14 protein-coding genes are annotated in these 14047 nt (G+C 39.3%); 6 read left to right on the top strand and 8 right to left on the bottom strand.

What is annotated here, in order from left to right; genetic code table 11:
* Positions 1 to 5: 5 nt before the first annotated feature.
* Positions 6 to 656 (bottom strand): response regulator, encoded by a 651-nt coding sequence (locus MJX77_RS06395; protein ID WP_013196611.1) that lies wholly within the window; start codon positions 654 to 656, stop codon positions 6 to 8.
* Between the two features lie 376 nt (positions 657 to 1032).
* On the opposite strand from MJX77_RS06395, the gene msuE reads away from it, so the two are divergent.
* Positions 1033 to 1773: an FMN reductase gene (gene msuE, locus MJX77_RS06390; RefSeq protein WP_005300671.1), complete on the top strand. Its 741-nt coding sequence runs from the start codon at positions 1033 to 1035 to the stop codon at positions 1771 to 1773.
* 43 nt (positions 1774 to 1816) lie between these two features.
* Positions 1817 to 2929: a dimethylsulfone monooxygenase SfnG gene (sfnG, locus tag MJX77_RS06385; RefSeq protein ID WP_005300669.1), complete on the top strand. Its 1113-nt coding sequence runs from the start codon at positions 1817 to 1819 to the stop codon at positions 2927 to 2929.
* A 92-nt stretch (positions 2930 to 3021) separates the two neighbouring features.
* Here sfnG and MJX77_RS06380 read toward each other — a convergent pair whose 3' ends face one another.
* Positions 3022 to 3435, bottom strand: coding sequence for an Lrp/AsnC family transcriptional regulator (locus tag MJX77_RS06380; RefSeq protein ID WP_252060915.1), 414 nt, complete (start codon positions 3433 to 3435; stop codon positions 3022 to 3024).
* Between the two features lie 105 nt (positions 3436 to 3540).
* Between MJX77_RS06380 and MJX77_RS06375 the strand changes: the two genes are divergently transcribed.
* Positions 3541 to 4083 carry a cysteine hydrolase family protein gene (locus MJX77_RS06375; protein WP_252060912.1) on the top strand — a complete coding sequence of 181 codons (543 nt, stop codon included), beginning with the start codon at positions 3541 to 3543 and terminating at the stop codon, positions 4081 to 4083.
* Positions 4084 to 4124: 41 nt separating this feature from the next.
* Here MJX77_RS06375 and acs read toward each other — a convergent pair whose 3' ends face one another.
* Positions 4125 to 6074, bottom strand: coding sequence for an acetate--CoA ligase (gene acs / locus MJX77_RS06370; protein WP_049837519.1), 1950 nt, complete (start codon positions 6072 to 6074; stop codon positions 4125 to 4127).
* 294 nt (positions 6075 to 6368) lie between these two features.
* Here acs and MJX77_RS06365 point away from each other — a divergent pair, with 294 nt between their 5' ends.
* Together MJX77_RS06365 and MJX77_RS06360 are read left to right on the top strand one after the other, a co-directional pair.
* Positions 6369 to 6944 carry a DUF805 domain-containing protein gene (locus tag MJX77_RS06365; RefSeq protein WP_252060909.1) on the top strand — a complete coding sequence of 192 codons (576 nt, stop codon included), beginning with the start codon at positions 6369 to 6371 and terminating at the stop codon, positions 6942 to 6944.
* A gap of 112 nt (positions 6945 to 7056) precedes the next feature.
* Positions 7057 to 8037, top strand: coding sequence for a mechanosensitive ion channel family protein (locus MJX77_RS06360; RefSeq protein WP_004790025.1), 981 nt, complete (start codon positions 7057 to 7059; stop codon positions 8035 to 8037).
* Here the strand turns inward: MJX77_RS06360 and MJX77_RS06355 are convergent.
* The 5 genes from MJX77_RS06355 to prfB form a co-directional block, all read right to left on the bottom strand.
* Positions 8017 to 8724 carry a 16S rRNA (uracil(1498)-N(3))-methyltransferase gene (locus MJX77_RS06355; protein WP_252060905.1) on the bottom strand — a complete coding sequence of 236 codons (708 nt, stop codon included), beginning with the start codon at positions 8722 to 8724 and terminating at the stop codon, positions 8017 to 8019. The two genes, MJX77_RS06360 and MJX77_RS06355, sit on opposite strands and share 21 nt — an antisense overlap.
* The gene (locus tag MJX77_RS06350) at positions 8721 to 10013 is read right to left on the bottom strand and encodes a 3-deoxy-D-manno-octulosonic acid transferase (protein ID WP_199986800.1); all 1293 of its coding nucleotides are present in this window, start codon (positions 10011 to 10013) and stop codon (positions 8721 to 8723) included. The genes MJX77_RS06355 and MJX77_RS06350 overlap by 4 nt, the downstream gene beginning before the upstream one ends.
* Before the next feature lie 156 nt (positions 10014 to 10169).
* Positions 10170 to 11228 (bottom strand): alkene reductase, encoded by a 1059-nt coding sequence (locus MJX77_RS06345; RefSeq protein ID WP_144732563.1) that lies wholly within the window; start codon positions 11226 to 11228, stop codon positions 10170 to 10172.
* A 28-nt stretch (positions 11229 to 11256) separates the two neighbouring features.
* The gene (locus MJX77_RS06340; RefSeq protein WP_002121891.1) at positions 11257 to 11559 is read right to left on the bottom strand and encodes an ArsR/SmtB family transcription factor; all 303 of its coding nucleotides are present in this window, start codon (positions 11557 to 11559) and stop codon (positions 11257 to 11259) included.
* 221 nt (positions 11560 to 11780) lie between these two features.
* Positions 11781 to 12876 (bottom strand): peptide chain release factor 2 gene (gene prfB, locus MJX77_RS06335; RefSeq protein ID WP_107880456.1). Its coding sequence is split into 2 segments (ribosomal slippage): positions 11781 to 12803 and positions 12805 to 12876, totalling 1095 coding nucleotides; the frame shifts between segments, so codons are not numbered across the junction.
* A gap of 392 nt (positions 12877 to 13268) precedes the next feature.
* Between prfB and MJX77_RS06330 the strand changes: the two genes are divergently transcribed.
* Positions 13269 to 14036, top strand: a complete 768-nt coding sequence (locus MJX77_RS06330; RefSeq protein WP_004790036.1) for a putative porin — start codon at positions 13269 to 13271, stop codon at positions 14034 to 14036.
* Positions 14037 to 14047: the final 11 nt, after the last annotated feature.

Below are 14047 nucleotides of genomic sequence, written 5' to 3'. Positions count from 1 at the left end.
TATTTTTAGATCTTCTTATCTTCAATATTTAATGCGCTAATGGCCAATACGGCTTGTGTACGGTTTTGCACACCTAATTTTCTAAAGATAGCTGTCACATGCGCTTTAATCGTTGCTTCCGAAACATCGAGTTCATAAGCAATCTGTTTATTTAGTAAACCTTCCGCAACCATCATCAAAACACGGAATTGCTGTGGTGTTAAAGATTGAATACGTTCAGCTAAAGCAGTTTCATCTGCCGCTCTCGGATCAAGATTAAGGTTAGGTGGCAAATTAGGTGGTAACCAGATTTCACCTTCTAATACTTGACGAATCGCTTCACCAATATGACTTGGATGAGCAGATTTAGGAATATAACCCATCGCACCATGTGCAATCGCACGCTGAATAATTGAAGTTTCTTCATGTGCAGAAACCACAATAATTGGAATAGCTGGATACTGTGCTCGTACATAGACTAGAGCAGAAAAGCCTGAAGCACCCGGTAAATTTAAATCGAGTAATACTAGATCAGGTTCTGCCCCATTTTCCAAACGCTCATAAAACTCATCAACCGAAGCTGTTTCATGAATTTGTGCCTGTGGCAGGCTATAACGTACTGCTTGAATTAAAGCATGACGAAACAAAGGATGATCATCAACGATTAAAATATTCATAAGCGATTAAAGTAATCTTGAGCATAAGTATGGCCTATTGTAACCCTACTATTTAGTTGAAAGATACGTTCATCTTATCCATTTTTATGCAAAATGATGATAAATGCAGAACTTAGCTAAAATTTTCAGTTGTTTTTTAACATTTAATCAAAATTAATCTGTTTTTTATATAAGCTTACTTTTTATTATAAAAAATATATCACCAATAATTATATAAAATAAAAACAGCAACTTAATAGAGAAATAAAGTATAAAAATCCACTATTTATCTTTTATATTTAAAACTGATAAGGTTGACCAATTTCGTTATTTTACAGTTTGCCGTCGTTGTTGATTAATAAGTCCAATCTCTTGTTTTAGGCTTAGGAACCAAATTATGACTGGTATCACATCACCAAAACCTTTGAATATTGTTGCTGTTTCTGGTGGCTTAAATACCCCATCTAAAACGGAAAGTTTGGTTCAAGCCATTCTTGATGAGTTATCCGAAGCAACCGACATTAAAGTTCATTTTATTAAATTAAGCGAAATTGGGCCTTTATTAGGCGGTGCATTTTATCGCAACCAACTTCCACAGCGCGTGCAAGATGATCTTGCAGCGGTTGAAGCAGCTGATGCTTTAATTGTAGGTACACCTGTTTACCGTGCATCTTTTACAGGTCTTTTCAAACATTTCTTCGATTTTGTTGAACAAACTGCATTGGTCGATGTGCCTGTACTTTTAGCAGCATCGGGCGGTAGTGATCGTCATGCACTGGTACTTGAACATCAACTTCGTCCATTGTTCAGTTTCTTCCAAGCACAAACTTTACCAATTGGCGTATATGCAACTGATCGTGACTTTACCCCTGAATATACGGTGAAAAGCGAGCAATTATCAGATCGTATTACGTTAGCCGTGGCACGTGCATTGCCAATTTTAGAATGGGCACCAGCGAAAGGTGAACGTGCTGAAGTAGTCAAATCTAAGACTCAGCAAGCAAATCAAGAGCTTGGTATTAACAAGCAAATTGAGCAAGAAGAAGTATTACCTTCAGCGGCTGTGCCTGATCTTGATGCGGCAGAGTCTCGCTTGCATCACAAGTCTGGCAAATCATTAACAACGCATGTTGCCTAAGTGCAATATCGCTAAATAAAAATACGAATTGGGGGAGCAAACCATGACGCAATTACAACAACCTATTAAATTTGCTTATTGGGTACCAAATGTAAGCGGTGGCCTTGTAGTAAGTAACATCGAACAGCGTACAGACTGGAGTTATGACTACAATGTTCGACTTGCACAGGCTGCCGAAAAAAATGGTTTTGAATATGCGCTCACTCAAATTCGTTTTACGGCGGGGTACGGAGCAGAAAACCAGCATGAATCAGTAAGTTTCAGTCATGCATTACTGGCAAAAACTGAAAAACTTAAGGTGATTGCAGCTATTCTGCCCGGCCCCTGGAAACCGGCACTCGCAGCTAAGCAACTTGCAACAATCGATTATCTAACTGAAGGCCGTATTGCCATTAATGTGGTGAGTGGTTGGTTTAGAGGAGAGTTTGATGCGATTGGTGAAGAGTGGCCAGAACATGATCAACGCTACGTCCGCTCTGAAGAATTTATTCGTACGTTAAAAGGAATCTGGACCACCGATAACTATAGTTTCGATGGTAAATACTATCAATTCCAAAACTACACACTTAAACCGAAACCTCTGCAAAAGCCTCATATTGAAGTGTTTCAAGGCGGGAGCTCACGTGCAGCACGTGACATGGCTTCACGTGTATCTGACTGGTATTTCACCAACGGTAATACCGTAGAAGAAATTCAAAAACAAGTCGAAGACATTCGCACTAAAGCTAAAGCCAATAACCATCAGGTCAAAATTGGTGTAAATGCGTTCATTATTGCTAGAGATACCGAAGAAGAAGCAAAAGCAGTACTTCAAGAAATTATTGATAAAGCCAACACTGAAGCGGTAAATGCATTTGGAGATGCTACACGTGAAGCAGGTGCTGCTTCACCAGAGCAACAAGGTAACTGGGCAAAATCAAGTTTTGAAGACTTAGTGCAATATAACGATGGCTTTAAAACCAATTTAATTGGTACACCGCAGCAAATTGCAGAGCGTATTGTGGCGCTTAAAAATGTAGGTGTTGATTTGATTCTTTCTGGATTCTTACATTTCATTGAAGAAGTAGAATATTTTGGGGAAAAAGTTCTACCACTCGTTCGCCAATTAGAACTTCAACAAGAAAAGGAGATAGAAATTCAAGCAAAATCAGCCTAGAAAACTTCATTTAAAGCAGCGCAAGACAATAAAAACAATAAATTAAAAATAAAGACTTATTGGCTCCAAGACTCGGCTTGGAGCCTTTATTTTTAAGATTTCTCGACTTCTCGAATCACTGTTTCAACTGAGTAACGGCACCATTTTGAAAGTTTCTCGATGAATTCATTTAATGCTGCGGGTTCAAAATGACTCACAATCATATAGCAAGCATTGCCCATAACTTTAAAGCATTCATCTATTTGTTCATATTGCTTAACCAAATTTCCAATTTCTTCAAATGCGCGTTGTTCATTTAAATGCAAATGAATAAATTGTTTATGCGAATATTGCACGGCAATTGTGTAATTTTTAATGACACCAGCATCCATTAACTGAGCAATTCGAGCGCCCACTGCCTGCCCTGTCCGGTGAACTCGCTGTCCAATTTCTTTATTGGTTAGTCGAGAATCCTGTTTAAGCAATGCAATAATTTTTAGATCAATCGGGTCTAATTCAATATTCATTTTTCATGGCGAAAGAAATCTGGCGGTAATGCTTTCATCTGACTATAGCCGATTTTACGGGCAGAGAATAATCTTGTTTTATTGCATATCAACAAGAGTGATCTCATGAAACAAGCACTATTAATTATCGATGTACAAAATGATTATTTTAAAAATGGCAAAATGGAATTGGTTGGGCCAGAGCAAGCGCTAGAAAAAATAAAACAACTCGAACAATATTTTAGCGAGAAAAACTTGCCCATCATTTATGTGCAACATATTAACCCGCCACAAGCGAGTTTCTTCCAAGAAAATACAGATGGGGTTTTACTTCACCCTGAACTTAGTGCTGGCAGTGATTCATTAATCGTGACAAAGCACTATCCAAACAGTTTTTTAGAAACCAATTTAGATGAACTTTTAAAAGCACATCAAATTGAGCAACTCGTGATTACAGGCATGATGACTCACATGTGTATTGATTCAGGCACACGCGCAGCCAAAGAACTGGGCTATCAACCCATCTTAATTGCAGATGCAACGGCAACTCGTGATTTAAGCTATGCTGGGAAGACTGCAAAAGCAGAAGACGTACAAACAGCTTTTTTAACTGCGCTAAGTACATTCGCGAATGTACAAAATACTACTGATTTTTTAGCAAACTCTTAATAAAGCTTAATAAAAAAGCCCCAAATGGGGCTTTTTTAAAATTAGTTTTGCTTATCGGGATAAACCGTTGCAATTAACTGATCTACTACAGCAGGTTCAGCCAAAGTTGAAGTGTCACCTAAACTATCTAATTCATTTGCCGCAATCTTTCTTAAAATACGGCGCATGATTTTACCCGATCGAGTTTTAGGTAATGCTGGTGCCCAATGGAGTGCATCTGGTGAAGCTACTGGCCCGAGTACTTTACGTACCCAGTTAATTAACTCTTTACGCAGTTCTTCCGACTCTGGAACACCCGCTTGTAGAGTCACAAAAGTACAAATACCTTGTCCTTTAATATCATGCGGCATACCCACCACCGCGGCTTCTGCTACGGCTTCATGTGACACCAAAGCACTTTCAATTTCAGCAGTACCTAAACGGTGGCCTGAAACGTTCAAGACATCGTCAACTCGACCTGTAATCCAGTAATAGCCATCTTCATCACGACGAGCACCATCACCTGTAAAATAAGTATTTTTAAAGGTCGAGAAATACGCTTCAATAAAGCGATCAGGATCGCCCCAAATAGTACGCATCTGGCCCGGCCATGAATCTTTAATCACCAGATTACCTTCGGCCGCACCTTCTAGCTCATTGCCCTCACCATCTACAATGGCAGGTTGAATACCAAATAACGGACGTGTTGCCGAACCCGGTTTTAAAGCTGTTGCACCCGGCAATGGAGCAATCAAAATACCGCCTGTTTCGGTTTGCCACCATGTATCAACAATCGGACAACGGCCTTCACCAACAACGTTGTAGTACCAATTCCAAGCTTCAGGGTTAATAGGCTCACCGACAGAACCAAGTAAACGCAGGCTGCTACGGTTACTTTCACGTACAAACGAATCACCTTCTCGCATCATGGCGCGAATTGCAGTTGGCGCCGTATATAAAATAGAGACTTTGTGCTTATCGACCACATGACCAAGTCGTGCCCATGTTGGATATTGAGGGACACCCTCAAACATTAAGGTCGTAGTTCCATTTGCAAGTGGGCCATAGATCAGATAACTATGACCTGTAATCCAACCTACATCTGCCGTACACCAGTACACATCATCTTGTTTTAGATCAAAGACCTCTTTAAAGGTACTTGTTACATACACTAAATAACCACCTGTGGTATGCAAAACACCTTTCGGTTTACCTGTTGAACCCGAGGTATAGAGGATAAATAATGGGTCTTCAGCCTTCATCGGTTCTGGAGGACAGTTGGCATCCACTTCCATAATAATGAGGTGATACCACAAATCACGTCCCGGCTTCATTTCAATCGGGTTCGCATTACGGTAAACCACAACTACATTTTCAACACACTCTGTGCCCGGCAACTCTAGAGCCAAATCGACATTTTCTTTGAGTGGTAATAGTTTTCCGGCACGTAGACTTGAGTCTGCGGTAATCACCAGTTTAGCTTGGCTATCTTCAATACGGCTTGCTAAAGAGTCTGGCGAGAACCCACCAAATACCACGCAGTGAACAGCACCAATACGGGCACAAGCTAACATGGCAATTGCAGCTTCTGTCACCATTGGCATATACAGTACAACGCGGTCACCTTTACCAATACCATATTTCTTTAAAACGTTGGCAAAGCGGCAGACTTCGTCGTGTAATTCTTTATAAGAAACGATCTTATGGCGAGAAGGATGGTCCCCTTCCCAAATAATTGCAGGTTTATGAGGGTGTTCTTTAAGATGCCTGTCTAGGCAGTTTGCTGATACGTTCAACTCACCATCGGCAAACCATTCAATCTTGAAATTGTCTTTGTCAAAACTTGTATTTTTAACTTGGGTAAATGGTTTTATCCAATCGACAATTTTAGCTTGCTCTGCCCAGAATTCATCTGGGTTCTCGATAGAGTGTTGATAACGTTTAAAGTAGTCTGCTTCAACAGTACGAGCTGTTTTTTTAAATTCCTCTGGTACTGGATAGATCTCATTCATACGCAACTTCCTTGATCTTGTGCATCCCATCTCGAGACTGTGGCTATTATTTTACTGGATCTTATTTGCATGCCTTTGCAGTATGATGACTCTTTCAAAGTCTAAACAATGCGACTTTGGTCATATATTAACCACTTACTCAAGCACACGAAATTGTGAACATTTTTATAAAATTAAGTTGATTTAAAACATTTGTCTATAGCTTTTACTTTTATAATTTTTGCAAGATTTGATGGTTTTGATCATCAACAAAGATTATTTTGTCTCTCATACGCAACACAGGAATAAAATAATATGTTTGCCCAAACAAGCTCCTCACGCCCACCTCAGCTCCCTTTTCGAGATAGTCCATTTTCAATTCATGGACGCTTTAATCGCATGAGCTATTTAGGTGGTTATGGACTGATTTATTTAGTCACCCTATTGGGCTATTTCATTTTGGCTTCATTTCTTGGAAGTTTTCAGCTTTCAAACAATTTATTTAATTTTGAATTTTATAGCTCTCTTTCTGGACCCAGTGCATTAGTAGTCTGGGCTTTCTCGCTGTTTTTAATTTATTTAAATATTGTTCTCGTTGTTCGACGCCTGCACGATCTAAATAAGAGTGGTTGGATGGGATTGCTATTGTTCATTCCAGTTGTTCAGTTCTTTTTTATGATTTATTTACTGCTTGCCTCAGGTACAGCAGGTCCAAACGAGTACGGTCCTGTTCGACCAGCAACGTTTATAGAAAAACTGATGGCTTGGCTTATTTTAGTCGCTATTTTAATTAGCCTTATTTCAACAGCAGGAATTTTTTATTATTTCTCAGGAACTGATACTTTAGAAACACCGACACAAATCTTACAAAAAGGAACGGAATACTTTTAATTAAAAAACACTTTATTATTTAGATGAACTCATTATAGTAGGCGCACATTTTATCTCCTACTATGATGAAAGCCGAAAATCGCTTTCATAAATTTTTTAATTGAGACTTGCCGTGGCTGATGAACAAAAATCCTTAACGGATGTCGCAAAGAATACAGGCGAACTTTTGCAAGAAGCGGGCACTAAAACCACTCAAACGGTTTTAGCCCATACTGAAAAGTATCATGATGCCTATACCACTATCGACAAAATCGTGGATAGCTTCTGGGAACGTGTGCCTTATATATGTATTGCGATTATCGTTTTTATTATTTTTTGGCTACTGACCAAATTATTTAAGTTCTTTGTTCGTAAAACCTTAGAAAACCGCTCTTACACACGCCAAAACCTAGTTTTGGTCTTAAACCGTGTAGGCAGTACAACAATTTTATTCTTTGGTTTCTTAATTGCTCTCGTCATTATGATTCCAGGGTTTACACCAGGGCAACTCATGAGTGCCTTAGGTATTGGTTCTGTCGCTATTGGTTTTGCATTTAAAGATATCTTTCAAAATTTACTGTCAGGCATCTTAATCTTATTAAGCGAACCATTCCGCATTGGCGATTCGATTGTTGTCAATTCGCTTGAAGGAACTGTTGAAGATATTCAAATTCGTGCAACATTCTTACGCTCGCCAGATGGTCGTCGTATCGTTATTCCAAATGCAACTGTTTATACCAGTGCTTTAACTGTAAATACTGCTTATCAACAACGACGCTGTGAGTTTGTAGTCGGAATTGGATATGACGATGACGAACAAAAAGCCAAGCAGATTATTTTAGATATTCTTAATAATGACCGAAATGTACTGAGTCAGCCAGCCTTCTCGGTTAACGTTACCGCGTTAGCAGATTTCTCGGTTAACCTGACTGTACGCTGGTGGGTTGATACGACTGAAACTGATATTTCGTCATCTACGAGCACCATTCAAGCTCAGGTCAAGCAAGCTTTTAATGCGAACGGAATTAATATTCCTTACCCAATTCAGGAATTAAAAATGGCAGCAAATCAGCCACTTTTAAATCCTGAAGCATCAACTAAAGAGACGACCTAAAATATAAGAAATAGACGTTTCAGTTCTTAAAATACGGTTGCCTAAGCTCACAGCTTGGCAGCCGTTTTTTGTGAGCAAATCAATTTCATAGGGAATAAAGCCACCTTCAGGCCCAACGACTACACTACAAGCATGAGGAATATTAACGGGCATGCTCTGCTCGGCATAAGGGTGGGCCACATAGGCTGGTGTTTCTTTCGAGATCAAGCTTGGCAAAACATCTTCAACAAAAGGTTTAAAACGTTTATACATTTGAATTTCAGGAACAATCGTGTCACCTGCTTGCTCAAGCCCTAAAGTCACATAGTTATCGAGTTGTTGCAAAAATGGAGTTTGCCAATAGCTTTTATCTACCCGATAACTATGAATCAAACTAATTCTTTCAACACCTAAAGTCACACTGTCCATGATTAAACGGCGTAAAACTTTGGGTCTTGGTAAAGCCACAATTAAATGAACCGGAAGTTTTGCAGGTACAGCTTCTTCACTAATAGGTCTGATACAAACTTCTTCCTCGTTAATCGAAATAATTTCAGTGGTATAACGTGCGCCATTACGAACACCAACTTTTAGATTCTGGCCAACCGTAATATCAAGATGTTCACGTAAATGTTGTAATTGGCGTTTTGAGTGAATTGACCACGTGTCTGACTGAATATCTTCAGGCTCTAGCAAAACAATATTCATGGTTTATCGGCCAAATACCGATTAATTACGCCAATATGTTTTTGCAATGAACCTTGGTTACGTTGTAAGACTTTATGCGCTTGTTCCACCACTTGTTGAGCCTGATCAGGCTCAGCTAAACATGCCATCCAGATTGCCACAACTTGCTCAGCGTCTTGAGCAATAAGCACACCATTTTCATCAATGAATTCATCGACAATAGTTTGGAAATTAAAGTAACGAGGTCCAATTACGGTCGGTACATTTAAAACCATAGGCTCTAAAATGTTATGACCACCACCCGGCTCATTTAAAGAACCACCCACAAAACACACCTGACTTAAGGCGTACCATAACCAAAGCTCCCCCATACTATCGGCTAGATAGACCTGTGTACTTGTATGAATACTTTGGTTCAAGCTTCTACGGTGAGTAATTAAATCTAGGTTTTGGCAAATTTCAAATACTTCATCGAAACGTTCAGGATGTCGAGGTGCGACAATACAGACTAACTCTGGGTCTGACTTTAAATAAGGTTGAAGTGCTTGCAAAATTTGTTGTTCTTCGGGTGCATGTGTACTGGCAATTGTCAGTACTTTTCGTTGGCCCAAATACCATAGCTGGTGTAACTTTGCTGCCTGATTTATAAATGCTTCTGGTGCGTGAATATCAAATTTAATATTTCCAACCACCTGACTTTTTTGTTGATCTAAGCCAAGCTCGACATAGCGTTGGCGAGTAGCATTATCTTGTGCCAACACCCAGTCAATTTGTTTCAGCATTCCTGCTGTTAGACCTGAGACTCGGCTATAACCTTTAGCTGATTTTTCTGATAACCGCGCATTTAACAATAAACAAGGAACCTGTTGTAGCTTGGCTTGATCAATTAAATTTGGCCAAAGTTCAGTTTCAACCAATGCTAAAAGTTTTGGCTGATACAATTCAAAGAATTGTTTTAAAAGATGCTTTTGATCAACAGGCAAATAAACTGCTTGAAATAAATCTAAATAAGGTGCTTTTAAAAATAATGATTTGGCACGCGCCTGCCCAGTTTTAGTCGTATTAGTAACCAAAACAGGTTGTCCGAGTTTAAGATAATGCTCGATTAAAGGCTGCGCAGCATTGGTTTCTCCAACCGAAACAGCATGGAACCAAATTGCTCTCACATTTTTTGGAGATTCAAACGGCCCAAATCTTTCCAGACATTCCTGATTATATAATTCCTGGCTTTCTGCACGTTTTTTTATCCGCCAGTGGTAAAAAGGTTTTAATAAATGGAGTGCGGTGTTGTACCAAAAAGGGGTCGCCAAGCGGTTTGCCTCAAATAGTCAAAGTTTAAAACTGGGGAAAATATAACATAGATAGAAAAAATGGCAGAGTTTCGATACCTAAACTCTACCATTACAAGAAAAGCGATTTACTGAGCCCATAAATGAACGAGGTCAGTAAATCATCAGTTCAAAAAATTACGAAGCTTCTAGCGTTGGATAGTCTGTATAACCTTCAGCACCTTTCGCATATAAAGTTGTTGGTTGAAGTTCATTTAAAGGTAAGTCTTGCTCTAAACGCTGTAAAAGATCTGGGTTGGCAATATATGCTTTACCAAAAGATACTGCGTCAGCTTCACCATCACGCAAAATACGTTTTGCTGACTCTGGTGTTAGGTTCTCATTCGCAATCCATACACCATTAAATTTTTCGCGAAGTTTAGGGCTAATACTATCAGCAGCTTCGTATTCACGAGAGAAAATGAAAGCAACATTACGTTGGCTTAATTGTTCAACCACATAACCAAAAGTTGCTAATGGATTTTCATCACCCATATCGTGTGAATCACCACGTGGTGCAATATGTACACCTACTCGGCCAGCACCCCACACTTCAATAAATGCATCAACGACTTCTAATAATAAACGTGCACGGTTTTCAACAGGGCCACCGTATTCATCATCACGTTGATTCGTATTACTTTGAAGGAACTGGTCAATTAAGTAACCATTCGCTGCGTGTAATTCAACACCATCAAAACCAGCTGCTTTAGCCAATTCTGCTGAATGTTTATATTGAGCAACAACCTCTTTCACTTCTTCTAATGAAAGTGCGCGTGGCGTTACATACGGACGTTTAGGACGTAATAAACTCACTTCACCCGCAGGTTGAATTGCACTTGGTGCAACAGGAATATCACCATCTAACAGTTCAGGATGCGAAATACGGCCAACATGCCAAAGCTGAGCTACAATTTTTGAACCTTGAGCATGAACTGCCTCAATAATTTTATTCCAAGCTTGTGCCTGCTCTTGTGACCATAATCCTGGGGTTTCTGCATAACCTACAGTTTTTGAACCAATCACTGTTGCTTCAGTCAAAATAAGACCAGCATTTGCACGCTGTTGATAATATTCAACCATCAAATCATTAGGTACTCGGCTTTCACCACTACGCGCACGCGTTAATGGAGCCATTACCAATCGATTTTTGATTTCAAAATCACCAACCGTTAAAGGAGTATTGAGTTCAGCCATAGTCGCCTCGACTTACACTTTAATATTGTTAAAGTGTTTGTTTTAAATGTTCGATATATTGCTGAATCAAAGCTTCGTTACGTGAAAAATAAGACCATTGACCATATTTTTGGACCTGAATCAGACCCGCCTGTTGTAAAACAGACAAATGATTCGACATTGTAGACTGTGCTACTTTGCCCAATCGTTCAATATGACCTGCACAAACACCCTTCTCAAAACTACCACCACACTCTTCCACTGGTAAATAATGCGCAGGTTCTTTCAACCATTGCAAAATCTGCCGACGTAGCGGATTGGAAAGGGCTTTGCTAATTGCATCAATATCCATAGGCTCAACACGTCTTTTAAACGAACAAAGCTTTATTCAGCATTTCGAAAACATCATATCGCACTTTTGCGATATTCATATCTATTTTTTTCGATATTCATATCGCATTTTTTCGATTAAGATTCGAAGGCTGAATTGCTTTGCCGTTTTAATCGCTAAAAATCCAAGAGTTCTACATATTCATAGATGAACTGTATTTAAACTAAAAGTTCAGCAGACTCTTATAAACCTTGTTTTAAGCTCGCCTCAATAAAGCGATCAAGGTCACCATCAAGAACAGCACCTGTATTAGAGTTTTCAACACCCGTGCGTAAATCTTTAATACGCGAATCATCTAATACATATGAACGAATTTGGCTTCCCCAACCAATATCAGACTTCGAGTCTTCTAGAGCTTGAGCCGCTTCATTACGTTTTTGCATTTCCAATTCATACAAACGTGCACGTAACTGTTTCCATGCATGATCACGGTTAGCATGTTGCGAACGCTGGTTCTGACACGCCACCACAATACCTGTGGGAGTGTGAGTCAAACGCACTGCCGAATCGGTTTTGTTAATATGCTGACCACCTGCACCAGATGCACGGTAAGTATCTGTACGAACATCAGAAGGATTAATATCAATTTCAATATTGTCATCAACTTCTGGTGAAATAAATACGGCAGAGAATGAGGTGTGACGGCGGTTACCACTGTCAAATGGTGATTTACGAACTAAACGGTGGACACCCGATTCTGTGCGTAACCAACCATAGGCATATTCACCCTCAACACGAATTGTTGCAGATTTAATACCAGCTACGTCACCATCAGATACTTCCATGAGTTCTGCTTTAAAGCCATGACGTTCAATCCAGCGCATATACATACGTAAAAGCATAGATGCCCAGTCTTGTGCTTCGGTACCACCTGAACCTGATTGAATCTCGACATAGCAAGGATTCGGGTCCATTGGGTTACTAAACATACGACGGAATTCAAGTTTAGCCAGTTCATCTTCAGCAGCACTAAGCTCCGACTGAACATCTTCAAGCAAGCTTTCATCATCAGCTTCTACAGCCAAATCTAACATCGCTTTTGCATCTTCAAGTTGTGTTGACAACCCATCCAATACATTAATAACGTTTTCTAGTTCGCCCTTTTCTTTCGCCATTGCCTGAGCACGGCTTTGATCATTCCAAATCGCAGGGTCTTCTAACTCACGTAAAACTTCTTCTAAACGCTCTTTTTTCAGATCGTAGTCAAAGATACCCCCGTAGTGTTTGGCTACGATCAGTTAAGTCTTTCAATTGGTTTAGATAAGGATTAATTTCCACGCGAGTGTTCCCATAAGAGCAGATAAACAGTCAATTATTTTAGCATAGCTGCGGTTATCTTCGAACCTGCTTTGTATTTCTCATTATATTTCACTCATCTAATTTCTAAATTTTGTTCAGTTCATTTTAAGCTTAACCAGTAACATCCTCATACAAAATTGGGTACTTTTACAGCATTTTTTATGATCTACACAAAATCTCCTCAATTTTAATAAAATTAAACATTCTATTTTTATACTTTAAAATCAAATGTTTAAGTTAAACATATTTACAAAAAAAGCACATAGTTACAGTGTGGTTACTTGTACAAGATTGACGCTACCCGATTTTCCTCTAGACTAAAAGTTGTAACAAAACATTTATAAAATCGCTTTTTAGAGGGGAGAGATTCCATGAAAAAACTAGCAATTGCATCAGCTCTTTTATCTGCACTCGCAGTAAGTGGCGCAGCAAACGCTTACCAAGCTGAAGTTGGTGGTTCTTACAATTATCTTGATCCAGACAACGGTAGCAGCGTAAGTAAATTCGGTGTTGACGGGACTTATTACTTTAATCCTGTTCAAACTCGTAACGCTCCACTTGCAGAAGCAGCATTTTTAAGCCGTGCAAGTAATGTTAACGCACTTATCAACTATGGCGATAACAGCGGTACTAAAGATACTCAGTATGGCGTAGGTGTTGAATACTATGTTCCTAACTCAGATTTCTACCTTAGCGGTGATGTAGGCCGTAATGAGCGTGAAATTGATAACACCAATATTGATAGCAAAGTAACTACTTATGCAGCTGAAGTAGGTTATTTACCAGCTCCAGGTTTATTACTTGCGTTAGGTGTTAAAGGTTACGACGAAAAAGATGGTAAAGACGGCGCTGATCCAACAGTTCGTGCTAAATACGTAACTCAAGTAGGTCAACATGACGTAAACCTTGAAGCGTTCGGTGCGTTTGGTGACCTCGACGAATATAAAGTTCGTGGTGACTACTATATCGATAAAACTTTAAGTCTTGGTGTGGATTACTACAATAACGACTTAACTGATAAAGATGAATTTGGTATTAATGCTAAAAAATTCTTAAATCAACAAGTAAGTCTTGAAGGTCGTATTGGTTTCGGTGACAACGATAACACTTATGGTGTTCGTGCAGGCTACCGCTTCTAATCTTACCGACA

It is taken from the genome of Acinetobacter sp. AHP123 (assembly GCF_023757925.1).
GTDB classification, from domain to species: domain Bacteria; phylum Pseudomonadota; class Gammaproteobacteria; order Pseudomonadales; family Moraxellaceae; genus Acinetobacter; species Acinetobacter oleivorans.
The sequence above is the reverse complement of the archived record's forward strand: the minus strand, read 5'-3'. Positions and strand labels throughout refer to the sequence as shown.

Excerpts from the sequence above, each read along its gene's own strand:
- MJX77_RS06395 (WP_013196611.1), bottom strand. The coding sequence starts at position 656 with ATGAATATTTTAATCGTTGATGATCATCCTTTGTTTCGTCATGCTTTA.
- msuE (WP_005300671.1), top strand. The coding sequence starts at position 1,033 with ATGACTGGTATCACATCACCAAAACCTTTGAATATTGTTGCTGTTTCT.
- sfnG (WP_005300669.1), top strand. The coding sequence starts at position 1,817 with ATGACGCAATTACAACAACCTATTAAATTTGCTTATTGGGTACCAAAT.
- MJX77_RS06380 (WP_252060915.1), bottom strand. The coding sequence starts at position 3,435 with ATGAATATTGAATTAGACCCGATTGATCTAAAAATTATTGCATTGCTT.
- MJX77_RS06375 (WP_252060912.1), top strand. The coding sequence starts at position 3,541 with ATGAAACAAGCACTATTAATTATCGATGTACAAAATGATTATTTTAAA.
- acs (WP_049837519.1), bottom strand. The coding sequence starts at position 6,074 with ATGAATGAGATCTATCCAGTACCAGAGGAATTTAAAAAAACAGCTCGT.
- MJX77_RS06365 (WP_252060909.1), top strand. The coding sequence starts at position 6,369 with ATGTTTGCCCAAACAAGCTCCTCACGCCCACCTCAGCTCCCTTTTCGA.
- MJX77_RS06355 (WP_252060905.1), bottom strand. The coding sequence starts at position 8,724 with ATGAATATTGTTTTGCTAGAGCCTGAAGATATTCAGTCAGACACGTGG.
- MJX77_RS06345 (WP_144732563.1), bottom strand. The coding sequence starts at position 11,228 with ATGGCTGAACTCAATACTCCTTTAACGGTTGGTGATTTTGAAATCAAA.
- MJX77_RS06340 (WP_002121891.1), bottom strand. The coding sequence starts at position 11,559 with ATGGATATTGATGCAATTAGCAAAGCCCTTTCCAATCCGCTACGTCGG.
- MJX77_RS06330 (WP_004790036.1), top strand. The coding sequence starts at position 13,269 with ATGAAAAAACTAGCAATTGCATCAGCTCTTTTATCTGCACTCGCAGTA.